This window comes from Anabaena sp. UHCC 0187 (assembly GCF_009712035.1).
Lineage (GTDB): Bacteria > Cyanobacteriota > Cyanobacteriia > Cyanobacteriales > Nostocaceae > Dolichospermum.
In genome coordinates this window covers 83,095-108,117 of sequence record NZ_VILB01000005.1, presented here as the reverse complement: position 1 = coordinate 108,117, position 25,023 = coordinate 83,095, and the positions used below count along the sequence as shown (strand labels likewise).

At 38.3% G+C, this 25,023-nt stretch carries 18 protein-coding genes and 1 tRNA gene; 11 read left to right on the top strand and 8 right to left on the bottom strand.

What is annotated here, in order from left to right; all coding sequences use genetic code 11:
* Positions 1–28: 28 nt before the first annotated feature.
* Positions 29–2,140 (top strand): serine/threonine-protein kinase, encoded by a 2,112-nt coding sequence (locus FJR11_RS05155; RefSeq protein ID WP_168502645.1) that lies wholly within the window; start codon positions 29–31, stop codon positions 2,138–2,140.
* 66 nt (positions 2,141–2,206) lie between these two features.
* On the opposite strand, the gene FJR11_RS05150 is transcribed toward FJR11_RS05155, so the two are convergent.
* The 4 genes from FJR11_RS05150 to FJR11_RS05130 form a co-directional block, all read right to left on the bottom strand.
* Entirely contained in the window at positions 2,207–3,415 is a 1,209-nt protein-coding gene (locus FJR11_RS05150) for a 4-hydroxy-3-methylbut-2-enyl diphosphate reductase (protein WP_168502644.1), read from the bottom strand.
* A gap of 73 nt (positions 3,416–3,488) precedes the next feature.
* On the bottom strand, positions 3,489–4,376 hold the full coding sequence (locus FJR11_RS05145; protein ID WP_168502643.1) for an SGNH/GDSL hydrolase family protein: 888 nt from the start codon (positions 4,374–4,376) through the stop codon (positions 3,489–3,491).
* Between the two features lie 125 nt (positions 4,377–4,501).
* Positions 4,502–5,890: an ammonium transporter gene (locus FJR11_RS05140; protein ID WP_168502642.1), complete on the bottom strand. Its 1,389-nt coding sequence runs from the start codon at positions 5,888–5,890 to the stop codon at positions 4,502–4,504.
* A gap of 851 nt (positions 5,891–6,741) precedes the next feature.
* Positions 6,742–9,372 carry an EAL domain-containing protein gene (locus tag FJR11_RS05130; RefSeq protein WP_168502640.1) on the bottom strand — a complete coding sequence of 877 codons (2,631 nt, stop codon included), beginning with the start codon at positions 9,370–9,372 and terminating at the stop codon, positions 6,742–6,744.
* Between the two features lie 442 nt (positions 9,373–9,814).
* On the opposite strand from FJR11_RS05130, the gene FJR11_RS05125 reads away from it, so the two are divergent.
* The 6 genes from FJR11_RS05125 (at position 9,815) to purU (ending at position 16,844) form a co-directional block, all read left to right on the top strand.
* Positions 9,815–10,849 (top strand): ABC transporter ATP-binding protein, encoded by a 1,035-nt coding sequence (locus tag FJR11_RS05125; RefSeq protein ID WP_168502639.1) that lies wholly within the window; start codon positions 9,815–9,817, stop codon positions 10,847–10,849.
* Positions 10,850–11,662 (top strand): ABC transporter permease, encoded by an 813-nt coding sequence (locus tag FJR11_RS05120; protein ID WP_168502638.1) that lies wholly within the window; start codon positions 10,850–10,852, stop codon positions 11,660–11,662.
* Positions 11,663–11,787: 125 nt separating this feature from the next.
* The gene (locus tag FJR11_RS05115; protein WP_168502637.1) at positions 11,788–13,518 is read left to right on the top strand and encodes a Gldg family protein; all 1,731 of its coding nucleotides are present in this window, start codon (positions 11,788–11,790) and stop codon (positions 13,516–13,518) included.
* Positions 13,515–15,254, top strand: a complete 1,740-nt coding sequence (gene pabB, locus FJR11_RS05110) for an aminodeoxychorismate synthase component I (protein ID WP_168502636.1) — start codon at positions 13,515–13,517, stop codon at positions 15,252–15,254. Before FJR11_RS05115 ends, pabB begins: the two co-directional genes overlap by 4 nt.
* A gap of 29 nt (positions 15,255–15,283) precedes the next feature.
* Complete coding sequence (locus FJR11_RS05105; RefSeq protein WP_168502635.1) at positions 15,284–15,901, top strand: DUF4340 domain-containing protein; 618 nt, start codon at positions 15,284–15,286, stop codon at positions 15,899–15,901.
* 88 nt (positions 15,902–15,989) lie between these two features.
* Positions 15,990–16,844 carry a formyltetrahydrofolate deformylase gene (gene purU, locus FJR11_RS05100; protein ID WP_168502634.1) on the top strand — a complete coding sequence of 285 codons (855 nt, stop codon included), beginning with the start codon at positions 15,990–15,992 and terminating at the stop codon, positions 16,842–16,844.
* A gap of 39 nt (positions 16,845–16,883) precedes the next feature.
* Here purU and FJR11_RS05095 read toward each other — a convergent pair whose 3' ends face one another.
* The 3 genes from FJR11_RS05095 to moaC all read right to left on the bottom strand — a co-directional run bounded on the left by FJR11_RS05095 (position 16,884) and on the right by moaC (position 18,332).
* Positions 16,884–17,129 (bottom strand): hypothetical protein, encoded by a 246-nt coding sequence (locus tag FJR11_RS05095; protein ID WP_168502633.1) that lies wholly within the window; start codon positions 17,127–17,129, stop codon positions 16,884–16,886.
* Positions 17,113–17,388: a BrnT family toxin gene (locus FJR11_RS05090; protein WP_168502632.1), complete on the bottom strand. Its 276-nt coding sequence runs from the start codon at positions 17,386–17,388 to the stop codon at positions 17,113–17,115. The genes FJR11_RS05095 and FJR11_RS05090 overlap by 17 nt, the downstream gene beginning before the upstream one ends.
* A gap of 449 nt (positions 17,389–17,837) precedes the next feature.
* Complete coding sequence (gene moaC / locus FJR11_RS05085; RefSeq protein ID WP_168502631.1) at positions 17,838–18,332, bottom strand: cyclic pyranopterin monophosphate synthase MoaC; 495 nt, start codon at positions 18,330–18,332, stop codon at positions 17,838–17,840.
* A 37-nt stretch (positions 18,333–18,369) separates the two neighbouring features.
* Here moaC and FJR11_RS05080 point away from each other — a divergent pair.
* The 4 genes from FJR11_RS05080 (at position 18,370) to FJR11_RS05065 (ending at position 23,823) form a co-directional block, all read left to right on the top strand.
* A tRNA-Arg gene (locus tag FJR11_RS05080) sits at positions 18,370–18,443 on the top strand.
* Positions 18,444–18,686: 243 nt separating this feature from the next.
* Entirely contained in the window at positions 18,687–20,870 is a 2,184-nt protein-coding gene (locus tag FJR11_RS05075) for an HAD-IIB family hydrolase (RefSeq protein WP_168502630.1), read from the top strand.
* A gap of 201 nt (positions 20,871–21,071) precedes the next feature.
* On the top strand, positions 21,072–22,400 hold the full coding sequence (locus tag FJR11_RS05070; RefSeq protein WP_168502629.1) for an RNA-guided endonuclease TnpB family protein: 1,329 nt from the start codon (positions 21,072–21,074) through the stop codon (positions 22,398–22,400).
* Positions 22,401–22,431: 31 nt separating this feature from the next.
* On the top strand, positions 22,432–23,823 hold the full coding sequence (locus tag FJR11_RS05065) for a malic enzyme-like NAD(P)-binding protein (protein WP_168502628.1): 1,392 nt from the start codon (positions 22,432–22,434) through the stop codon (positions 23,821–23,823).
* Between the two features lie 344 nt (positions 23,824–24,167).
* Here the strand turns inward: FJR11_RS05065 and FJR11_RS23390 are convergent, their stop codons facing one another.
* Positions 24,168–25,022, bottom strand: a complete 855-nt coding sequence (locus FJR11_RS23390; protein ID WP_217358210.1) for a hypothetical protein — start codon at positions 25,020–25,022, stop codon at positions 24,168–24,170.
* Between the last annotated feature and the right edge of the window lies 1 nt (position 25,023).

Here is a 25,023-nt window from a genome sequence, read left to right as displayed (position 1 = left end):
CTAACAACTGACAACTGACAAATGACAAATGACTAATCTTTATTGTTCTCAAGGGCATCAAAATCCGTCTGGTAGTAAGTTTTGTCTCCAATGTGGAGAGAAAATTGCCAATATACCGACATCTGTAAATCAGGGTATTCAACCAGGACAAACTTTAGGCGATCGCTATGCTATTATTCGGCAAATTGGCCAAGGAGGATTTGGACGAACTTATTTAGCTGAAGATATTAACCGCTTTCGAGAAGCTTGTGTTTTAAAAGAATTTTCTCCCCAAGTACAAACTCCTTATGTTGTCCAAAAAGCTGAAGAACTTTTTCAGCGAGAAGCAAGTGTTCTTTATAAATTACAACATCCCCAAATTCCTCGGTTTCGGGAACTATTACGCCTCAATTTACAAGGTAAAGAAAGTCTATTTTTAGTTCAAGATTATGTAGATGGTGAAACTTATAATTCTTTATTAAATAGTCGTCAACAACGGGGTTTAAAATTTACAGAAGCAGAAATCCACCAACTATTACAGCAAATTTTACCAGTTCTGGAATATATTCACTCTTTAGGTGTAATTCATCGGGATATTTCTCCTGATAATTTAATGCTTCGTAATGGTGATAAATTACCTGTGTTAATTGACTTTGGGGGAGTTAAACAAGTAGCCGCAACTGTCGCTTCTCAATATTACCAAACAGGGGCAATGACACCTCCTAGCAATGGCACTTTGTTGGGAAAAATAGGATTTGCACCCCCAGAACAAATGCAAACTGGTGTGGTGTCTACCCACAGCGACTTATATGCTTTAGCTGTCACGATGTTAGTTTTACTGACAGGTAAACAACCCCAGGAATTAATTGATACTTATAATCTGAGTTGGCAATGGCGGAAGGAAGTGATCCTCAGTCCTGCATTTGGACAAATTATAGATAAAATGTTATCACCAATTGCCAGCGATCGCTATCAAACAGTTAGTCAACTTCTCCAAGCCCTGAATCCCCCAAAAACCCAACCTGTTAACTATCCGCAATATCCGCAAACTCAACCCCCCACATCTGCAACTGTCGCTTTTTCTCCCCCCCAAATCCCAGTTTCTGAACCTGTGATTACTGCCAATCCTGCAAAACCAAAACCAAGTATTTGGACAGGAACAAATGTCTTCATTATGACTTTGGCTTTATTTACCAGTCTGGGCTTACTTGCGTGGGGATTCAAAAACCGCAGTCAGAATTTAAATGCGAGTAACCCGACAATTACATCTAGTCCGAGTAGCACAGAAATAGAAAAACCCGCAGTTAATTTTTCACCAGAGGAAAAACAACGCAAACAAAAATTGAGCGATAGCCGTGAAAACTTAGGTATAAATTATAAATTTTATGTTGCACTGGTAAACCAAGTCTTTCGGGAAAAAGATCCCAGTTTAAAGGGACGTATTCTTAGCGATAATCCAGAAGATGAAAGTTTACGAGCAGAATGGGATAAAACCGCCGCCCAAGTCCTAGAAAAGCTATCAGCAATCAGTTCTGAATCCCGTCGTCAACTGGGAAACTACACTTTTGCAGAACGTGATCGCTGGAAAGTCGCAGTCAATAAAATCAACGTTGGTAGCCGTTCTTTATATCATTTAGGTGATGCAGCTTTTTTGCGTGAATTCCCTGAGCAAAAAGGTAAAGATTTTATCAAACAACCCATCGGACAAGTTTGGTACGCATTTGTAAATGATCAGCTTAACGCTATTCTTTCCAAAAGTGCATTTACAAGAATAGTTTTTCCTGAAGGTGCTACGGGTAAAACAGTTAATGGAAGTCTACAACCAGGAAGAGGTAAAGTTTTCATTGCTGGACTAGCTAAAGACCAAAATATGGAAGTTAAGCTAGAAGCAAATGCAAAACTTTTATTATCAATTTATTCTCCTTCTGGGAAAATCGTATTTTTAGAAGATTCTCAAGAACGGAGTCTATCCAAAACATTACCAGAAACAGGATTTTATGAATTTGTTATTGTTTCTACAGCCTCAGAACCGGTAGATTATCAATTAACTGTCACCGCAGAAAATCCCCCAGCACCAGAACCTACACCTACAGAAACACCAACGGAAGAACCAACTCCGACGGAAACACCCACAGAAACACCCACACCTGAGAGTAATTGAAAAATGAATAAATCCAACCCCTCTTGCTAATAAAAGAGGGGTAAATAAACAAACTACAACATGAACTTAAATTAAAGCTGCTGTTGCTTTGAGGGCAAAAATTTTCTCGATTATCTCTTCAACTACCTTATCTGGTGTTGAAGCACCAGAAGTAACACCAACTTTAATTTCTCCTGCTGGTAGCCAGTTTTCTGTAATTACTAAATCCCCTGTTAATCGCCGATGTTCAATGTTATTAATTGATTGGATACGTTCAACACAATCAATGTGATAGGAAGGAATATCACGATCAAAAGCAATTTGTTGTAATTGAGTAGTATTCGATGAATTAAACCCACCAATAACTATCATTAAATCTACCTTTTCTTCCACTAATTCCAACATAGCATCTTGACGTTCTTGGGTAGCATCACAGATGGTATTGAAATTTTGAAAATGCTGATTTAACTCTGCTGTCCCATATTTCTGCATCATGGTACGCTCTAGCATTTTTCCGATTTTTTCGGTTTCATCTTTGAGCATAGTTGTTTGGTTAGCAATCCCTACCCGTTGTAAATCTTGATCAGGATCAAATCCCGCAGAACAAGCTTTAGCAAACTTGGTTAAAAATTCCTCACGATTGCCACCATTGAGAATATAGTTAATCACATATTCTGCTTCTTTCAAATTCAGAACAATCAAATATTTCCCAGCGAAGGAACTGGTAGCAACAGTTTCTTCATGCTTGTATTTTCCGTGAATAATTGAAGTGTAATCACCTTTTTTGTGCTTTTCTACAGTGTTCCAAACTTTAGATACCCAAGGACAGGTAGTATCAACAATTTGGCAACCTTTATCATTCAAGATTTGCATTTCTTGAACACTGGCACCAAAGGCTGGTAAAATCACCACATCACCGCTACCAACAACAGAAAAGTCTTTTACTTTGTCAATGACGGGAATAAATTCTACTTGCATTTCTTGCATTCGTTTATTCACAGATGGATTGTGAATAATTTCGTTAGTAATCCAAATGTGTTCTGTAGGGAAATGCTGACGAGTTTCATAAGCCATGGCTACAGCCCGTTCTACACCCCAACAAAAGCCAAATGCTTGAGCTAATTGAATGGTGACATTACCACGTTTGAGAGTGTAATTGCGATCGCGGATTTCCTGAATTAAGTTACTCTGAAACTCAGACTGTAACTGGGTGGCAACTTCCGCTTGATGACCAAAGCCCTTACGATTGTAATTGGCTGAATGTTGGAGGCTGCGTTTAAAAGCTTTTGTATCCATTTGGAATTGACCACTAAAATTACTATTTTTGATTTTCTCGTGCTTGGAGGCGATTTAGATGGAAAATTTTAATTTATATCCTATTTCCTGAGTTTACCTTTGGTGGTTGAGGAGACGGGGAAGATTGGGGTACTACTTTTTGGCTAGTATACATTTGCAAAGCAGTCCGCCAAACTAGATAACCTGGGGGACTCAGATGTAAACCGTCGGTGGTAAAATCTGAACGAAGATTACCCTGTTTATCAGTGAACAGGGGATGTAAGTTCAGATATCTCGCACCTTTTTCCGTAGCAATCTGATTCAGTTCCTCATTCAATTTGCGAATCCGAGGATTAGAAATAGCTAGGAGTTTTTCTTTTCCTTCCCAAGTTATGCCCTCGACACCATGGGGCAAAATTGACTGAACGACAATTTCTGCTTGGGGCTGTTTTTTTCGCAGATAACTAATAATTTGCCGATAATTAGCTAAAATTTCCTGATCATCTAGCCCCCGAATCAGATCATTAATGCCCACCATAACGAAAATCATCTCTGGTTGGGTGCGATCAAAGAAATCTAATCTTTGCAATAATCCATTACTAACTTCCCCAGAAATTCCCTGATTTAGCCAAGTTCTATCTTCAGGTAATAACTCCGGTGGAAACCATAAACTCAGAGAATCTCCCGCTAGTATGGTTAATCGCTGGGGATTTTTCTGGGCAGTTATTTTAGCTTCTTGCTTGAGGATATCCAACCATTGGGGATAACTGAGTTTATGACGGGGGCCTAACTCTGGTTGTACATATTGATTTTTCCAGTTGAGATTAACTGGTTCTGGGGGATTTGGGATAGCTGTGGTTGCTAACACAGGGGTTAGTTTGTGCTGTCGCCAAATCAATAAGATGACCGCTAACATTAGGATAACGTTAGTTAACAGTGCGAAGAATCCCCAAGCAGGAAAGGTTTTTACACGATTAGACACGACTAATAAAAATGACCGATATTAAACTTAATTGTAAATCTGGTCATGGGTAATTGGTAATTGGTAAAGGCATGAAAATATTGCCCCTACACCCCTACAACCCCACACCCCTAAACCCCTGCCTTTTACTTGTTAGAAATACGATCAGCAAACTCGGAGTTATAACCTTCTTCCCCGTGTTCATTGATATCCAAGCCTTGATCTTCTGTTTGATCTGGGACTCGTAAACCAACTGTAGCTGCAATAATTTTGAGAATGATCCAAGTCCCCACACCAGCAATGGTATAGGCTATGGCGATCGCGCCTAGTTCCACAAATAATTCACCGAAGTTACCGCGCAATACCCCATCTTTACCGCTGCTATTAACTTCAACTGTGGCAAAGATAGCTGTTAAAATCGCGCCTATTGTCCCACCAACACCGTGGACGGGATAGGTGTCCAAGGCATCATCAACCCGCAACTTGTGCTTAAAACTGACAGCATAGAAGCAGACAACGGAAGTAATGAAACCGATTAAAATTGCTGATAGAGGTGTAACAAAGCCGGCGGCTGGGGTGATCCCAACTAAACCAGCTACTGCACCTGTGGCTGCGCCTACTGCGGTAGGTTTTCCTCGCAATGTGGCTTCTAAAATTAACCACATTAATGCCCCGGCGGCGGCTGATGTATTGGTAGCAACAAAGGCTACTGTGGCTACTGTTCCTGCGGATAAGGCGCTACCAGCATTAAAACCGAACCAACCAAACCAAAGTAAGCCAGCACCTAACAGAATAAAGGGGACATTGTGGGGAGGACTAAGACGATCTGGATAGTTTTTTCTTGGACCGAGGACAATTGCTGCTACTAATGCCGAAACCCCAGAACTAATATGCACTACGGTCCCACCAGCAAAGTCTAAAGCACCTATCCCACCAGCTAACCCTAAAAATCCTCCCTTTGCCCAAACCATGTGTGCTAGAGGTGTATAGATGAAAGTTGACCACAGCACTACAAATAGGCAATAGGCACGGAAACTCATCCGTTCGGCGATCGCTCCCGAAATTAAGGCTGGGGTAATAATTGCAAACATAGCTTGATAGATCATGAATGCTTGATGGGGAATTGTCGGGGCATAGGAAACAACTTCCGCAGGGGCTGAACCTTGCAGATAGCCTGTTGTCTCTAAGCCGACCCCATTTAACCCTAGCCACTGTAAACCACCGATGAAAGGCAAGCCAGGGGCAAAGGAAAGGCTATAACCCCAAAGCACCCAGGTGACTCCGACAATGGCCATCAACACAAAACTCATCATCAATGTGTTGAGAATATTGTGCGATCGCACAAACCCACCATAAAAGAATGCTAATCCAGGTGTCATCAGCAATACCAGGGCTGAAGAAATCAGCATAAATGCTGTATCTCCCGTATCAGGAAGGGGTGCAGCAGCCGAAGCTGCTGCAAAGGCATTTCCTGTTAATAAGCCTACCAACATAAATAGGGTTAAACACCCAATGATGACGACTTTTTTGAACATTTATTTTCTTTCCTCTACATCTACGATTTTGGTCTTAATTAAATACAATTCGTAATATTTGTTACTTTTTTCTGTCTTAAAAGCTACTTAACTTTTAATTTTGCAGTAAGCTTAACAAAAATCTTATCTTTTGTGTGGGTGATACTTGCAAAGTCACTTGTTTGATTATGCAATTTATACATATTATGTTTATGTAGAAAATAGGCAAAAAGTTTTACTAATTACCTATGACGAAGAATTTCAAATCATGAAACACTGCTGTAGCTGATTGATAGCGATCGCTAAAATGGGAACAAACCATCTTATCTACAAATTGCAGCTAAATTAGTGATAAAATTGCCTGTCAGGGAATTAATTTTAAGTTCTTGGGGAGAAATGCCTGTAATTGCTTGAAGATTCTTCAATATCCGATACCGGGGTAGATATTGATAAAGAAATCGGAGTTGAGTTTACTGCTGATTCTAACTTCGGTACTTCCCCAGGGGTGATAACAGGAGTATTACTGAAGTAAGAAGGAAAAATCTTCTCATAGTTAGAGGCAACTGCTAATAATGCCCCCCCTAAAATATATATGGGCAATGGGACAGAAAAACCTTGCAACCACTTAAAAAACTCCGCCAAAGCAAATAGGACAAAAAAACATCCAAGCCAAACTCTCATAATTTTATTTGTTCGATACGATGTTATCTTCTCACTAATTTTAGTTTTTTTGGGATTGAGAATAAATCAATTAAAAGTTAAAAATTACAAAAAACTTACAGCAGATTGCATATCAATGAGGTACAGAATCTAAATTTAAAGCCATACACCATACACCAAGCTAGTTTTACTCCTGACTCCTGACTCCTTCTTCATGTTTCATTTTTCAAAACTTCTGTAGCTTGGTCAACAGATAGTGGACGATATAAAAGAAATCCTTGAACATCATCACAGTTAATTGAGCGTAAAAACTCTAACTCTGCGGGCTTTTCAACACCTTCAGCAATTAACGTCAATCCTAAAGATCGTCCCAAGGTAACTATAGCTTGGATGATGTGAGCGACTTTTTCATCTGTGGTGAGTTCTTTAATAAAAGAACGATCAATTTTGAGGTTATGAAATGGTAGCACTTGTAAGCGAGAAAGAGAAGAATAACCTGTGCCAAAATCATCAATGGCTAGAAGTAAACCCATTTGTTCTAAACTACGTAGTGCAGTTGTAGTGAAGTTGATATCCAAAATCGCTGTGGTTTCCGTAATCTCTAATTCTAAAAATTTTGGTTCTAATTGAGTTACCGTTAAAATATCGGTTAATATTTCTACTAACTTAGGTTGGCGAAACTGCTTAGGAGAAAGATTAACGGCAATTGTGATGGATGGATATCCCGCATCTTGCCAAATTTTATTTTGCTGACAAGCTTGGCGTAAAACCCATTCACCAATAGAGATAATTAAGCCACTTTCCTCCGCCAGAGGAATAAAAACAGTGGGAGAAACTATCCCCATTTCTGGATGATACCAACGCAATAAAGCCTCCATGCCTGTAATTTTGCCCGTGATAATATTAACACGAGGCTGATAATAGAGGATGAATTCTTCTCGTTCTAGGGCATGACGGAGACTTTTTTCTAACTTCAATAGTTCTGGATTTTTTTTACTGAGAGACTCTTTATAAAATTGGTAGTTATTTCTGCCTTCGTCTTTGGCGTAATATAAAGCTGCATCTGCGTGTTGAATGAGAGTTTCGACATCAGGACTATCTTTACCTAAGAGAGCTATGCCAATACTGGAACTAATATAAAGTTCATGTCCGTGGACATAAAAGGCACTTTCTAAAGTCTGGAGAATATTTTGAGCTATTTGAATAATGGGTTGAATTTCAGGTAATTGTCGTAATAAAATAGTGAATTCATCACCGCCCCAACGAGCCACAACATCTCCCGCTCTAATTGTATCTTTGAGTCTTTGGGCAACGATTTTTAATAATTCATCTCCGACTGTATGCCCTAAAGTATCATTAATTATTTTAAAGCGATCCAGATCCAGAAACATAACCGCAATGATTTCCTCTTTCTGATTTACTTTTTGGATACTGCGGTTAAGCATATCGTTGAATTGTAAACGATTAGGTAGTCCAGTCAGTAAATCGTGCATAGCCTGATAACGAATCTTTTCCTCTACTTGCTGACGTTGACGAGCGCCACTAATACTAGCGGCCATGGTTAAAAGGCTAGATTCTTCATGTTTTGACCAAAGACGTTCTAAGGTACATTCAATTAAACCCAAGCAACCCCAAAATTCTGCCTCTAATCTCAGAGGTACAAGCAGGAGCGATTTAATCTGATCTCCCATGAGCAGTTCTTTCTCTGTAGTCGGAAATAGTTGGGTAATACCGCTAATAGTTTCACCCTGAGAGAGTGTGTTATACCAACGTTCTAGTCCAGAGGTTTGATAAGACTGATTTTGCCAATGATAGTGGGAGGTTTCCGCACCGGATTTAATCCATTCAAACCGCATACTTACGGATATTTCCCCTGTAAGTGGATGGGGATGATTTTGAAATAGATAGACTCGTTCCACATTGGTAGCTTGTCCTAATGCTGCCAGTGCTTTTTCGATAGCTATTTCATAGTTCATTTCTGCTAATAAATAATTAGCTGCTTCAGCTATTCCTTGTAATAGACGATCACGTTGTTGTAGTTCTATTTCAGCTTTTTTTTGTTCTGTAACTTCTCTAATAATAAAAGTTCTAATTAAATCACTTTCAGGTAAATAATGCACAGATTGTTCAAAAATTTCATCACCAACTGTGACTTCCCGCACAAAGGAATTTTGTTTTTGATTCTCAACAGCTTTTAACAATTGTGCCAAAATTGGGTGTTCTTGAGCTATCTGTCTTAAGTTGGGAAATTTCGCTGCTGCTGCCGGATTTAGATATGTGACTTTCCCCTCTAAATTCATTTCAATAATGGGATTGGGAATCAGTTCTGGAAAAGAAGCTAGACGGGCTAAAGCTACATCACTAGCAGCTTCAAAGTTATTGTCATGGATAATAGATGTATCAAAAGGAGAGTTAACATTAATTTTGCCTGCAAGGAAATCAGATAATTCATCAGCTTCACAAGAGTCAGAAAAGGCTTGCTCCGAGAGGTTAGTAATTATATAGTATTTAGCTTGAGTATTATTATTACCAAAAGCAATCACATCTCCATTTTGGAGATTATGGGCAAGGCATTTATGTCCATTCACAAATAAACCGTTGGTGCTTCTTTTTCCCTGAAAATTACCATCAATAATCCGAAAACCATATTGGTCAGTATTAGGAATTGTTACTCTTAGCAAAATCGCGTGCTGCCTAGAGACAGACCGAGAATGGAGAACAATAGCGTTCCTTAAGTCCCTTCCTAGAGAATAAGTTGCCTCTAGCAAGGGAAGAGTGCGCTGTCCCTGTGGATCTTGGACAACTAATAAATGGCGGATTTTTTCCTTCTCATTTCCTACCATGCCTCTTCCTTAAAATTTTATGTATTTGAATAGGTTATACAAAACTTTTACTATATTCTCAATTATTACTATTTTCAATTATTTCAGATGATCAGGTGAACTAATTATTTTACAGATTATGCAGCTAGTATACCCTGAAAAATTCCTAACTATTCTCTTGACTGAGCAAAATGTTAGCTAACTTTAATTACATTTTCTTTTGTGTAATTTTTATAACACATAAAATACAGTTATATACTTACAATACATAACATACTATACAATAATGGGCGCGTAATACAAATTTATGTAGATAACTTACTGATCAGGACAAGAGACAATCGGGAATAGAAAGTAATTTTCATTACCAATTACCCATGAAGAAATTACCCATTACCAATTATCTATTACCAATTACCAATTCTTTAGCTAAGATTGTTTGGGTATTATTATAATTGGGCAAATGATTGAAGTTGAGCATCTTAGTAAAATTTATGGTTCGACAACAGCAATTACTGATGTTACCTTTAGCGTTGAACCTGGGGAAATTTTGGGGTTTTTGGGTCCCAATGGTGCTGGTAAAACCACAACCATGCGAATTTTAGCCGGTTATTTACCTGCCAGTAGTGGGACAGCCAAGATTGCAGGTTATGATGTCCACGATAATTCTCTTTTGGTGCGGCAGCGGATTGGCTATTTACCGGAAACGCCGCCGTTATATCCAGAGATGACTGTAGAAGGATTTTTGCACTTTGTAGCCAGGATTAAGGGAGTTTCTTCAGGCGATCGCCCCACAAAAGTCACAGCAGCCATCAACCGCTGCAACTTACAAGATAAACGCCAAGTCATTATTCGCAAACTTTCTAAAGGCTATCGTCAAAGAGTAGGGATTGCCCAAGCAATCGTTCATGATCCCCCAGCGATTATTCTTGATGAACCGACAGTTGGACTTGATCCCCGGCAAATTACGGAAGTGCGGAACTTAATTAAAAGTTTAGCAGGAACACACACCATAATTCTCTCTACTCATATTCTCCCAGAAGTCAGCATGACCTGTAGCCGAGTTGCCATTATTAATCGAGGACAAATAGTTGCAACTAACACCCCAGAAAATTTGATGACACAATTAACAGGTGGGGCAGGATACGAATTAGAAATTACAGGGGAAGCACCTTTAGCTAAACAAATGCTGCAAAAAATATCCGGTGTGAGTTTAGTAGAATCCATACCTAACCATCAGCACTTATCAGAAAATCATACCTACCTACGGGTAATATTACAACCAGGAAAAGAACCAGGAAAAGAGATTGCTTCGGCTTTAATTCGGGCTGGCTTTGGTTTATATGAAATGCGTCGGATTAATGCCACATTAGAAGATGTTTTCTTAGAATTAACTACAGCAGAAAAGAATTTCTCTACAGGAATAAATTCAGAAATTGCAGAATCAGAAACCACCACAGATATCAAATCAGAAATTGAAGAAGGAGAAGCTGCATAAATGGGTATAGTTATCGCCAATATTATTGCCATTTATCGTCGAGAACTACAGAGTTATTTTATATCGCCCTTAGCCTATGGAATAGCCAGTGCATTTTGGTTTTTAGCAGGTTTATTTTTCGTGATGATTTTATTGGGGCCAGAAGGAATTTTAGTCACAGTTTCTGGCTATGATTTACAAGGGCAACAATTTGGAGTCCCCTCCCCATCAATAGATGTTCCTTATGAATTTGTGCGAGCATTTTTAGATAGAATGGGCTGGTTAATGTTATTTGTATTACCTATTCTCTCCATGGGACTCTATGCCGAAGAAAGGAAGCGAGGAACTTTAGAACTATTAGCCACATCACCAGTTACCAACTGGGCTGTAGCCGTAGGCAAATTATTAGGAGTATTAACATTTTTCTTAACAATGGTTTTGCCATTAATCGGGTTAGAAGCGATCGCTTTATCTAGTTCCAATCCGCCCATATCACCGACAATTCCCTTACTTGGTCATTTAGGATTAATCTTACTAGCAGCAGCAATTTTATCATTAGGAATGTTTATTTCCTCATTAACAGACAGTACAATTTTAGCGGCTGTCCTCACCTTTGCCGTGGTTATTTTGCTGTTATTCATTGATTTAATTGCCAAAACCATTCCTGGTCCAATTGGTGAAGCCGTAAGTCATTTATCCCTTCTCAAACATTACAACACCTTAATTCAAGGAATTTTTGATACTAGCGGCTTGATTTTATTCGCCAGTTACATTATCTTAGGTATTTTTCTCACAGCCCAATCAATTGATGCACTGCGCTTTCAACGTCAATAAAAGTAGAAGTTAACCCCGGCATTTTTTTCAAAGCCAGGAAAAACTTTGCTAAAAAAATTCCTCCTTAACCTCTTACCTCTGTGTCCTCTGTGCCTCTGTGGTTAGATACATTTACATAATAAATAATGAAAAAAAATAAACTTGGGAAACTTGTATTTTGGCTAGGGCCATTCTGTTTAGCGGCTGGTTTAACCGTTGGATTAATATCAGAAAAATGGGGAATAATTCCTTTATCATTGACAATAATAGGGTTGATAATTTGTGTTTTATGGGTGGTAGTAAAAAGTCAACAAAGTAAATGGTGGCAAAAGCGTTCTACCCAATCGGGTACTAATGCCTTAGTTGCAACTTTATCAGTATTAATTATCTTAGGGTTAATTAACTTTTTAGGTATTCGCTACCACCTGCGTCTAGATTTAACAGATAGTCAATTATTTACTTTATCCCCTCAATCAAGGGAATTAGTGAATAATTTACCGGAAACAATGAAAGTTTGGTTATTTAGTAGAGAACAAAATCCTCAAGATCGGGAATTATTAGATAACTATCATCGTCAAAATAACCAATTTAAATTTGCCTATGTTGATCCTCAATTAAGACCAGGATTAGCAGAAAAATTTGGTGTCAAAGATTATGGTGAAGTTTATTTAGAATTTCAAAATAAACGGCAATTAGTCCAGTTAATTAGTGAAAATGAACGGCTATCAGAAATAAAATTAACTAATCGGTTACAACAAATTACTAGTTCCAAAACTGCTAAAGTTTACTTTCTGCAAGGTCATGGGGAACACCCACTTTCCGCGAGTAAAGGGGCAATATCTCAAGCAATTCAGGGATTAACTGATAAAAACTTTACCACATCAGCTTTAAATTTAGCAGAACAGCCGCAAGTTCCCGATGATGCTGATGTTTTAGTTGTAGCTGGACCCCAAAGAGAATTATTGACGGGGGAAGTTACAGCTTTACAGAATTATCTTAATCGGGGTGGTAACTTATTATTGATGATTAATCCCAACACCAACCCGAAAATAGACCCCATTTTAAAAGATTGGGGTGTGCGTTTAGATAATCGTTTGGCCATTGATACTTCTGGGGCAAATTTGCAACTTGGCCCGGCTGCTATTCTAGTCACAGAATATGGACAACATCCTATTACTAAGGATTTTGCTAACAATATTTCTGTATATCCCTTAACTCGTCCGCTGGAAATTGATCCTGTTCCTGGTATTGAGTCTATGGCTTTATTAAAAACCAAACCTTATCCTAGCAGTTGGGCAGAAAGTGATCAAAAAAGTGAAAAATTAGAATTTAATGAAGGTAAAGATTTAAAAGGACCTTTAACTTTAGGAGTAGCATTAACTAGAAAGTTATCAATTCCAACTCCCACAAATTCACCAACTCCTACAACTTCACCAACTCCTACAACTTCACCAACTCCCACAAATTCACCAATTCCCACAAATTCACCAATTCCCACAAATTCACCAATTCCTACAACTTCACCAACTCCTACAAATTCACCAATTCCCACAAATTCACCAACTCCTACAAATTCACCAATTCCAGCAACTTCTCAAACTACTGCTAAAGAATCCCGATTAGTAGTATTTGGAAACTCAAACTTTGCCGTTGATGGTTTATTTGAACAACAATTAAATGGAGATGTATTTCTCAATTCAGTTAGTTGGTTAACTCAACAGGATCAACAACTTCTCTCAATTCGTCCCAAAGAACCAAAAAATCGCCGGATTGTGATATCAACTCTTCAAGCTAACTTGTTAACAATATCTGCTATATTTTTATTACCTTTAATTGGATTGGGGGCAGGTTTTCTGATTTGGTGGAAACGCCGATGAAAAATCAGTTAGTAATTCACGATGCTAAATTAAAGCAGTGGCTTTGTTTTCAAAATCCTGATGAAATTATCAGGGCTGATAGTATTGATCAAGTTGTTCCCAAATTGCAACTTGTGAATGATTTGATTGACAAACATCAAATGTATGGGGCAGGTTTTATTAGTTATGAAGCCTCAACAGCTTTTGATTCTGTACTAAAAACCCATTCTCCCTGTTCATTTCCCTTACTTTGGTTTGGATTATATCAGAAACCAGAAATTATTGAGTTACCAAAACCAACTTTACCTACAGAATATCAACTCAATTGGACACCTTCAGTCAGTGAAGCAGAATATCATCAAGCCATTAGTAAGATTAAAGAATATATTGCTTTGGGGGAAACTTATCAAGTAAATTACACCTTACGCCTAAATGCGCCCTTTAGTGGCAATGCTTGGGAATTATTTCTCAAATTAGTGCAAGCCCAAAAAGCCGATTATGGGGCTTATGTTGATATTGATAACTTTGCTATTTGTTCCGCTTCTCCTGAACTATTTTTTCGTCTTGATGATAATCAGTTAACTTCTCTTCCCATGAAAGGAACAGCAGCCAGAGGTTTAACATTAGTAACAGATCATGATATTGCTAATCAACTACATCTTTCCGAAAAAAATCGCGCTGAAAATGTAATGATTGTGGATATGATTCGCAATGATATGGGAAGAGTGGCTAATATTAATACTGTCAAAGTTCCCAGTTTATTTAATGTCGAAAAATATCCCACAGTTTGGCAAATGACATCTACTGTTACAGCCACAACTACAGCTTCCATAAGTGAAATTATGGGGGCATTATTTCCCTGTGCTTCTATTACCGGCGCACCTAAAACCCGGACTATGCAAATTATTCGGGAGTTGGAAAATACACCACGCCGCATTTATACTGGATGTATTGGTTTTATTAGTCCCCAACGTCAAGCTCAATTTAATGTGGCTATTCGGACTGTGTTAATTGATCAAGAAAATAATCAAGCAGAGTATGGAGTTGGAGGGGGAATTGTTTGGGATTCTGTGAGTAGTGATGAATATCAAGAATGTCAAATAAAAGCCCAAGTTCTCACCCTCAATCAACCAGATTTTTCACTTTTAGAAACAATATTATGGCAACCTGATGATGGTTATTTTATTTTAGATTATCATTTACAACGGTTACAGGATTCAGCAATTTACTTTGATTTTCATATTGATATAAATAGCATAATAGCTCAACTTCATCAATTAACAGAATCATTTTTAAATCAAGATTATAAAATAAGACTATTGTTAGATTCTGATGGTGAAATTGTATGTCAAACCATAGCTTTATCGGCTGTAAATAATCAGAAAATGATCAAACTAGGCTTATGTAGCACACCTGTTGACTCTAGTAATATATTCTTGTATCATAAAACGACTAATCGCCAAGTTTATGAAATAGCAAAAGCCGCTTTTCCTGATTGTGATGATGTTTTATTATGGAATGAAAGAGGCGAAATCACAGAAACCTGTATTGGTAACATTGTGGTAGAGTTGAATGGAGAATTGCTGACACCTTCAGTAAAATGCGGTTTGTTACCAGGGACTTTTCGTAGTGCTTTACTTGATAAAGGTAAAATTAGAGAAGAAATTATTACAGTAGAAATGTTAAAATATAGCAATCGCATCTATATGATTAACTCAGTCCAAAAATGGCGAGAAGCGGTTTTAATTTCTCACTAATTAGATAGTTTTGTTAATTAATTTTTCATATGAAATTGCCAAAAACGACTTTAATTTTAATACTTTTAACTCTGGGTTTAGGGAGTTTTGTTTACTTTCATGAAATCAAAGGAAAAAATCAGCAAACAGAAATCAAAGCCCAAAAACAGAAAATTTTCTCTTTTACCGCTGATAATGTTCAATCTTTAACAATTAAAATCAAAGATACAACATTACAACTAGAAAAAAGGAATACATCTGAAAAACCTGAATGGGAAATCAAATCTCCCATATCAGCACTAGCAAATGATGCAATAGTTTCTTACTTAATGGATTTATTGGTTGAGGGTAAAAGTGAAAGAACATTATCAGTTTCACCAACCGAATTATCAGAATTTGGTTTAGATAAACCTGTAGCAAGCATTGATGTTAAACTGAAAAATCAACAAAGTCATCAATTGATTTTAGGGAAAGGTGATTTTAATAATCAGTTTTTATATGCTCAAGTTGATGGTAATCAGAATCTGAACTTATTATTAGTTTCCAAAGATTTTGTGAATGCAGTTAATCGAGACATATCAGAATGGAAACAAACAACAGAAAAAATTGATGTAGAACCATTGCCTAGCCTTCCTAAACCAACACCAACACCTACAAAAACAAAATAATAAAATCTCCTCTCTCTGTGTTCTCTGTGCCTCTGTGGTACGCGCTACACGAACGTTTATTTAGATAACTTAAAACAGCAAAAATTTCATGACAAAACAAACAGCAACCTTATTAATTTCTTGCCCAGATCAACGGGGATTAGTAGCAAAATTTGCGAATTTCATCTATGCTAATGGTGGTAATATTACCCATGCAGATCAACATACAGATTTTGAAGCTGGATTATTTCTGAATCGCATAGAATGGCAATTAAAAGGATTTAATTTACCCAAAGATTTAATTGCTGCTGCTTTTAATGCCATTGCCCAACCTTTAAATGCAAAATGGGAATTACACTTTTCTGATACTCTTCCCCGCATTGCTATTTGGGTAAGTCGTCAAGATCATTGTTTGTTTGATTTAATTTGGAGATATCACGCTAAAGAATTTCATGCAGAAATTCCTTTAATTATGAGTAATCATCCCGATTTACAGCCAGTAGTTGAACAATTTGGCATTGATTACCATTACCTACCCATCACTAAAGAAAATAAAGAAGAACAGGAAGCTAAACAACTAGAATTATTGCATAAATACAAAATTAATTTAGTCGTATTAGCAAAATATATGCAAATAGTTAGCGCGGATTTTATTGAAAAATTCCCGCAAATTATTAATATTCATCATTCATTTTTACCTGCATTTATTGGTGCTAATCCCTATCATCGTGCCTTTGAGAGAGGGGTAAAAATTATTGGTGCAACAGCCCATTATGCTACGGCTGACTTAGATGCAGGGCCGATTATTGAACAGGATGTAGTGCGGGTAAGTCATCGAGATGAGGTGAATGATTTAATTAGAAAAGGTAAAGATTTAGAAAGAATTGTCTTAGCTAGGGCGGTAAGATTGCATTTACAAAATCGCGTTTTAGTTTATGGAAATAGAACGGTAGTTTTTGAGTAAAGTCTCCTTGTAAAGTATTTTATTTATTTGTTACTTTTGCTATTCTTTCCTCTGTACCGCAGTCTGGGATTGCTGACGCTGGGCGATTTGGATTAATAATCTCAAAGCGTCATTCACCGCGTCATCATTGGGGAAAGCTTGGGCAATATCGGGATCTAAAAGCACTAAATTTGTCCCAGTCCGATATCGCTCAACATATTTACCTCTAACACCTCGCTGCATTTGAGCGAAGTCATACTCAGGACGTAACTCATCTTCCATTTCGTTCTCAACTTCCTTCTTCATAAAACTTCCTCTCCTGTCGGGTGGCTTTTCGAGCAGTGATAATTCTGATCTTGTCTTCTCTATCAGTGTGGGCAACAACTAAAATTTGTCCAAATCTAGATATTCCAATAATAACGTAGCGACTTTCTCCAATGGAGTGGTCAGGATCAGGAAAGGTGACAGATAATGGGTCATGAAAAGTGGTTGCGGCTTCTGGGAAAGAAACACCATGCTTCTTAAAATTTAACTCCGCTTTGTTTGGATTCCACTCAAATTCCATGCAAAATTCCCCTCATTTTCTCTCACCTAGATTTGATCTATTACCTATTCGTGTCAGGAGGGAGATATACGATTTGTGGACCAATCCAATTATAACCCCATCCTTCACAAGCAGAAGATTTAACAGTACCATAAGAACTAGTGTTTGCTTTTTTCTGACATTCCTCACAGTTACACTTACCGCTACCGTCGCAATGCCTACACGGCATTACTTGACCAATAGACATCATTTAAACCTTGAATATTGCCTGAATTATTATATACTTGCCATGGTTGGGATTTCAATTTTTACAAAATATTAAGAGAAAACTGTAAGTTCACACTATCCTAATATTCTAGTACACAACGGCGTAAATCAACCAACCATTAAAAATCTCTGAAAAGCTTATACAATCTGCTTTTTTAATTTTTAATTTTTAATTCCGCCCTGCGGTACTAGTCCTGTGTCAATTATCCCCAATCTCCAGATTTCCCCCCTGTCTTACTGACTAAATAAATCGCCTCAATCTGAATTGATTTTTCTAACGCTTTAGCCATATCGTATAAAGTTAAAGCCGCAATAGATACCGCTGTTAAAGCTTCCATCTCTACCCCAGTTTCCGCTTTGGTTTTGACAGTGGCATCAATTTGATAACCAGGTAGTTGGGCATCGGGGATAATTTCCACAGTAATTTTCTGCAAAGGTAAGGGGTGACAGAGAGGAATTAAATTCGCTGTCTGTTTAGCAGCCATGATTCCCGCTAACCTCGCAGTTGCCAAAACATCACCTTTGGGAGTGTTGCCGGCTTGAATAGCAGCGAAAGTCTCAGGTAACATTCGCACCTTCCCAGTCGCCACCGCTTGGCGAATAGTGGCTACTTTGCCTGATACATCAACCATTTGAGCTTCTCCCTGGGCATCCAGATGAGTTAATGAAAAAGAATTTGAAAAAATATCTTGCGTCATTGGGAAAGTGTGTGCTATTATAAAATTCGTGAGTCAAGGGTGTGTAGCTCAGTGGACTAGAGCACGTGGCTACGAACCACGGTGTCGGGGGTTCGAATCCCTCCTCGCCCATCTTATAATTAAAAATGCACAAGCTTCATTTTTGGGGTTTGTGCATTTTTAATGGTTAGTTAGTTAACTTACGCCATTGTGTACTAGCAGCCTGGTCAAAACCAGATAATCTTATCGTATACCTCCCCACCCTATGAGTGGATTAAGGTAGGTACTTTCCCGTGTTGTTAAAATGAATTTAGAATCTCCGTCTCTTGAGAGTGGGGATTGTCAATGCCAGTCAATTATGGAGGAATCAGCACTGTGTCAAACAACTCAGGGTTGTACATTTTGCTCGTCAGCGTTCATGGTTTAATCCGTGGTCATAATCTAGAATTAGGAAGAGATGCAGACACTGGTGGACAAACAAAATATGCAGTTGAACTTGCTTGCACATTAGCGAAAAATCCCCAAGTAGAAAGAGTTGACCTAGTAACACGGTTGGTAAATGACCCAAAAGTTAGCCCAGACTATGCTCAACCAGTAGAAATTCTCTCAGATAAAGCCCAAATTATTCGTATTGCCTGTGGACCTAAACGCTACCTCCGCAAAGAAGTTCTTTGGCCACATTTAGATACCTTTGCAGACGAATTACTCAGGCACATTCGCAAAGTTGGCAAAATTCCCAATATCATTCATACTCATTACGCTGATGCCGGATACGTAGGTTCTCGGGTTGCAGGTTGGTTAGGTATACCTCTAGTCCATACGGGTCACTCCCTGGGACGGATTAAACAACAAAGATTATTAGAGCATGGTACTAAACAGAAAACCATTGAAGAGAATTTTCATATCAGTACCAGAATCGAAGCCGAAGAAATTACCCTAGGTAGTGCAGCCTTAGTCATAGCCAGCACTCATCAAGAAGTTGAAGATCAGTACGGCGTTTACGACCAGTATCAACCGGAACGCATGGTCGTCATTCCCCCAGGTGTCACCTTAGAGCGTTTTTACCCGGCTGCTGATAATTGGCCAACCCCACCGATTCAAAAAGAATTAGATAAGTTTCTCAAAGACCCGCAAAAGCCGATGATTATGGCGATTTCTCGCCCAGCTATTCGGAAAAATGTCAGTAGTTTAATTAAAGCTTACGGTGAAGATCCCGAAATGCGAAAATTGGCTAACCTGGTACTGATACTAGGAAAGCGGGAAGACATCATGACGATGGAATCGGGACCGCGTCAGGTATTTATGGAGATATTGCAATTAATAGATCGGTATGATCTTTATGGTCATATTGCTTATCCTAAACACCATAATGCTGATGATGTGCCAGATTTATACAGGCTAACAGCAAAAACCCAAGGGGTGTTTATTAACCCAGCCCTGACCGAACCATTTGGACTCACATTGATTGAGGCTAGTGCCTGTGGTGTGCCGATTATTGCGACTGCGGATGGGGGTCCAAGGGATATTTTAGCGGCTTGTCAGAACGGGTTATTGATTGATCCTTTGAATATTGAAGATATTCAAAATGCCTTACGAATAGCTCTCACAGATAAAAAACAATGGCAAGAATGGTCTGAAAATGGATTAACTAATGTCCGTAAATATTTCTCTTGGAATAGTCATGTAGAAAAATATTTAGAGAAGGTCAGTTTATTTCCCCAAAGACGAGTGCAATCTCTCCTCAGTCCTTTGCGCGAATCTCCCGCAGTTGAACATCCAGATTGGAATATACCGGATACCAATCACCTCCCAACGGCTGATCGGTTTCTGGTGTGCGAAATTGATAATACCCTATTAGGTGATCAAGAAGCTTTAGAAAAGTTAATTCAGAGAATTCGTAATGAAGGTAATACAACTGGAGTCGGTATTGCCACAGGACGCAGTCTTAAAAGTACCTTAAGTCTGTTAGAAGAATGGCGTTTCCCCATGCCAGATTTACTAATCACATCAGCAGGAAGTTCTATTTACTATGGTCCGCAGATAGTTACAGATACGAGTTGGCAAAGACACATTGCGTATAATTGGCGACGGTCAGAAATTCGCAAAGTCATGCAGGATATACCGGGAGTTGAATTGCAATCTGCCGATGCTCAAGGCAAATTTAAGATTAGCTATTTTGTTGATGAGGCCAAATCACCTAGTGTCCGAGAAATAATCCGTCGTCTGCGTCAACATGGCCTCCACGTCAAAGGAGTTTACAGCCATAATATGTATCTTGACTTAGTGCCTATTCGCGCTTCCAAAGGAGATGCTATTCGTTATGCAGCTTTAAAATGGGGCTTACCAGTTCACCGCTTTTTAGTAGCAGGGGCTTCAGGTAATGATGAATCCATGTTAGCAGGTAATACTTTAGCCGTCGTAGTCGGAAATCATAGCCAAGAAATTGAAAAACTGCGAGGCTTACCACAGATTTACTTTGCCCAAGGAAACTATGCCTGGGGTATCTTAGAAGCATTAGATCATTATGACTTTTTCGGTAACTTATCGCCAACACCATAACAGTCCAGGTACTTATACTGCTTAAAATGAGAAAATTCCTGAATTCATCCATATTTATCGGCGTTTATCGGCGGTCAATAATTCTTAAAATCTGATTAATTTGGATGACACGGTTTTTTTGTGAAAATAAAATTTTCCGTAGCAATACAATTTGACACTCCCCGGTCTAAAGTTAAGAAAGTGAATGAGAGGTAATTATCAATGGCGCTACGTAGAGCAACTTTTAGACTATATCCCAATAGGCAAGTCAATGAAATGTTGCACTATCACCGCAAACTTCACAAAGATTTGTATAACGCTGCTGTATCTAACCGTATTACTTCATATAAAAAGTTTGGTAAATCTGTTTCTTACTTTGAACAACAGAACTGTTTACCGGATTTCAAAGAAGTCTGGATAGAATATAAAGAAATAAATTCCCAAGCATTACAAGCCACATTAAAACGGGTTGATTTTGCTTTTCAAAGGTTTTTTAAGGGACTAGGAAAGTACCCTATATTCAAGTCAATTCGTCATTATTCTGGTTGGACTTACCCATCTTTTACAGGCTGGAAAGTACACAGTACAGGGGATAACGGCTATTTAGAATTATCAAAGATTGGTCAAATTCAAATGCGGGGTAAAGCTAGACTTTGGGGACATCATAAAGCTTTAGATATCGTTAACCGTCATGGTAAATGGTATGCTTCCATTGTCTTGGAGATTGATGATACTTTGTTAAAGAATAGCCGCAAAACTGATAATGGTGTTATTGCAATTGATTTAGGTTGTAATGATGCAATTGCTTGGACAAACGGTGAGGATAATGGTTTAGTACCTGCACCTCGGTTTTTCCGAAAAGCAGAACAAAAAAATAAACAGTTGGGAAAAGCTAAACGTCGGAAACGTTCTCCCAATTTCAAAAAGAAAGTTAAGGCTTCTAGAAGGTGGAAGAAAGTTCAAAAATTAGGTAGTAAACTTTCGAGAAAAGTTTCTAACCAAAGACAGAACTTTGTTCACCAGGAAACTACACGAATAATCAGCGGTAATAGCACGGTAGTCACTGAAAAACTAGAAGTCAAAAACATGAGTGCCAAAGCTAAAAAAGGTAAACGTAAAAAACAAAAAGCTGGGTTAAATAAATCAATTCTTGATGTGGGGATGGGGATGATAAAAGACGCTCTAAAAGCGAAATTATCGGACATTGGTGGCTTGTTTATAGAAGTACCTACTCGCAAAGTGAAACCATCTCAAACCTGTCCAAAATGCGGAAATCAAGAAAAGAAGAGTTTAGCCGAAAGAACTCATATTTGCCATAACTGCGGGTATACTCAACAGCGCGATATCGCCGCCGCAGAAGTCATGCTACTTTGGCACTCAAATAATTTACAGGGGTTAGGAACTAGCCTCTCAGACGTAGATGATTCTAGCTCTACTTCAAACACTAGCAAACGCAAGAATGCTGGAAGTATGAAGCAACTAGGTCGTGTGAAACGTCAAAAATCTCAACTTACTGATGGGGATGTAGAAACCCCATCTTCAACGAAGTAAGATGGGGTAGTTCATAATAGAGATTAGCACCATGAAAAATCTTACTCCTAATTCTAGTTTTAGTGTTACCCTGCGGTTACAGATTCCCAACCGGGTGGGGATGTTAGCATCTGTTACCCAAGCGATCGCTGCAACTGGTGGTAATCTTGGACAAATTGATTTAATTGAACAAACCCGTCAAGAATCTATCCGTGATATTACAGTTGATGCGGCTAGTACGGAACACGCGGAAACCATTGTGCAAGCAGTAAAAGAATTACCAGATATTAAGGTAATTGATGTCTATGATCGTACCTTTAATTTACATCGCGGTGGCAAAATCAGTATTGTCAGCAGAATTCCCCTCAAAAGTGTTTCTGATTTAGCCATGGCTTACACTCCAGGAGTTGGTCGGATTTGTAAAGCGATCGCTGAAAATCCAGAGGAAGTGTATAATCTGACCATCAAAAGCAATACTGTCGCCATTGTTACTGATGGTAGTGCGGTTTTAGGTTTAGGTAATTTGGGTCCAGAAGCCGCTTTACCTGTGATGGAAGGGAAAGCCATGCTGTTTAAGGAATTTGCTGGACTTGATGCTTTTCCCATCTGCCTGGATACTCAAGATACAGATGAGATTGTCAAAGCTGTCAAAAATATCGCCCCTGTCTTTGGTGGTGTGAATTTGGAAGATATCGCAGCCCCCCGTTGTTTTGAAATCGAAAAAAGACTCCGTGCAGAATTAAATATCCCCATTTTCCATGATGACCAACATGGTACAGCCATTGTCACCTTGGCAGCATTATTTAATTCTCTGAAACTTGTGCAAAAATCCATTGCAGATATCCGCATTGTCATTAATGGTGCTGGTGCGGCTGGGATTGCGATCGCTCGGTTACTTCGCAAAGCTGGTGCAGAAACCATTTTAATGTGCGACTCTCAGGGAATTATTTCCAGTAATCGCACCGATTTAACTCCTGAAAAGCTGGAATTTGCTGTTAAAGCCCAAGGAACTTTGGCGGGTGCGGTTCAAGGTGCAGATGTCTTCATTGGTGTCAGCGCACCGGGAGTTTTAACACCAGAAATGGTACAAGGGATGACGAAGGATGCAATTGTGTTTGCAATGGCTAATCCCATTCCCGAAATTCAACCAGAATTAGTTCCTAAAAACGTCACTGTTATGGCTACGGGTCGGAGTGACTACCCCAACCAAATCAATAACGTCCTGGCGTTTCCTGGGGTGTTTCGTGGGGCTTTAGATTGTCGGGCTAATACGATTACTACTAATATGTGTTTGGAAGCTGCCAGTGCGATCGCTTCTTTGGTTAAGCCTTCTGATTTGAATCGGGAACATATTATCCCTTCTGTGTTTGATAAGCGTGTGGCTACTGCTGTGGCTGCTGCTGTCCAACAAGCTGCACGGGAAGAAGGTATTGCTCAAAGTTAGTTAGTTTGTGGGATGGGCTTCTTGCCTGTCCCTGTGGAAATACGGATTTTTTCTCTCGCAGAGGCGCAGAGTCACGGAGAGGGTATAAGTTATTTGTATGGGATTTTGGGAAAAAAGAACTTTCTCAATTATGGGGGGTCTATTCTCATTATTATTGAGAATTTTATCAATAATTGAACGAGTTTTGGTGATTTCAGCTAGGGGGCTTGACAGTGTTTCGAGTTTTGGGTATGCTTATGGTAAGTGTGGGAAAGTGTGCGCCCATATATATAAGGTTTTTATTTATCAAGATAATTATTTCCTAAATTAACTGTCAGAATCAGGATTTAAGATATATGTTACATCTAAACATCTATAATTTTATCTGAATCGCTTTTAGAATAATTAATATTTCCGTCTAAATCAGCTTCTCCAAGATGATTTTTACCTGTTTTATCAAAAACTTCTAAATGCGGGTTACTCTTATGTAAATTATCTACATACCAATATCTGCCTGTAGTCAATTCAATATAAATGGATCTTCCCTGACATTTATTTGCTGTTTTTTTAAATCTTGTAGTATCTCGTAAAATTGTCTGTTTATCCGTTGGTAATTTTGTGCTATCAAAAGAATATTCTAATTGACTTAAATTAAGTTTCTCTTCTAACCAACATTCCAGAGCTAATTTACTGTCTATAGCATCTAAACATATCAGATTGATTTCATCATTATTTTTAATAATAGTGATTAAACAATTGTGTCTGATATCAGGATGTTCCATTCTAAAACTAGAATTTGGAAAATTAATTAGTAAATATTTACTGTCAGGACTTTTTAATTTTCGTTCTGTAACTTCAGCTAATGAAGTATCACTCACATCTTTATAATTATCATCACTAATTAAACAATCAAATAAATCTTCTGGAGAATGTAGTTTTTCTATACGCCATTTTTGGGGATTTGATTTATTAAAAACTATGTTCATAAAAGCTGTTTTCAAAGATTTGTCTTTAAGTTGATTAAGACTGGTAGGAAAATTAGAATCTCTAATTGCTTCATAGATGTTAATTCTATCACTTTCTTCTTTGTAAAGCTTCTTATCTTGAATTTTTTCATTAATTAACACAAAAATAGCAGTGAACGTTTTCACTGCATCTCGAAATTCTGCTTCGTTAAGATACTGACCCTCTAGAGACACCTCATTGATAAATATTTCCATT